We start from the raw sequence: 1,065 nt of genomic DNA on the forward strand, positions 1-1,065 counted from the left end.
TTCCACCGTGGTGTCACCATAGCCGGCGACCGGCCCGGCGGCGACCGTCAGCGTCACGTCGAGCGTCGAGGTGGCATGGTCGGCGACGATCTGGCGGTCGGTCACCTTGGCCAGCGGCCTGCCCTCCTGCTTCAGTGCCCGCACGATCAGCGCCTCGGCCTTGAGCACGGCGCCGGACCCGGCGTCACCGCCCGCGATCAGGCCATAATCGGCGCTCATCAGCCCCGCCGCGTCACCCTCCAACCGGATATTGCCGAGAGTGAATTTCGGCCCGCTGGCGATATCGATGACCACAGGTACCGGCTGCGGGCCCTTGAATTCAGCATCTGGCGGCAAATCGTCGAGCGGCTTGCCGTCGATGGTGATGGTGACGACGCCTTCATAGCGGGCATCGGCATAGAGCGCCGCGACCAACTGTTCACGGTCGCTACGCGCCTTGGCCATCAGCCCGAGCGAGCCGGAAACCGGGCGTTCCTCGTCACTTTTCAGGGCCGAGGCATTTTCGAGCTTCTTGACGAGATCCTTGTCGGCATCGGGCGCGGAAATGGTGACGGCATAGCGCAGGGGGTCGACGATGTCGGCGTCCTCGTCTTTCGACGATCCCCACAGCTTGATGCCGAAAAGCTCGAAAGCAGCAGCATTTCCGGCCTCGGCGACAAGCGCGGTTGACCAGATCATGGCCAAAAGCAGGGCGCGCGAAAGCACACGCCCTGGCGCGGTACCTCCTGACATCTGCTCTTCATGCGCCGGCATTAAGACAACCTAGAATGAAAACCTAAAATTGGAATGAAGTTCTGAAGCGCTCGTAAAGGGGCCACAATCCAATTGTCTGAAATAGGACGGGCTTGGAATTCACACCTTCTGCGTCGCCGCAAGAAAGCGTGATCCCCTGTCCTATGGAGCTACTACCGGCGATCGGCCGGAAAGGAAACCGTTGGCAGGCGGAACCCTGCCGCGTCCTTGTGTTGACAAGCATGACTGATGCTTGATCATGCCTGGACGTCAGCAGTGTCTGGGAGGGTGTAATGGCAATGCGCGCGGCTCGTGGTCTGTCGATCCTGATTC

The 1,065-nt window shown here is 61.3% G+C and carries 1 pseudogene; it reads right to left on the minus strand.

Going from position 1 to position 1,065, the window contains the following annotated elements:
* Positions 1-753, minus strand: a pseudogene (locus ACXJ7R_RS33975) (outer membrane protein assembly factor); the annotation flags it as partial.
* Between the last annotated feature and the right edge of the window lie 312 nt (positions 754-1,065).

This window comes from Mesorhizobium sp. P5_C1, from assembly GCF_054049815.1.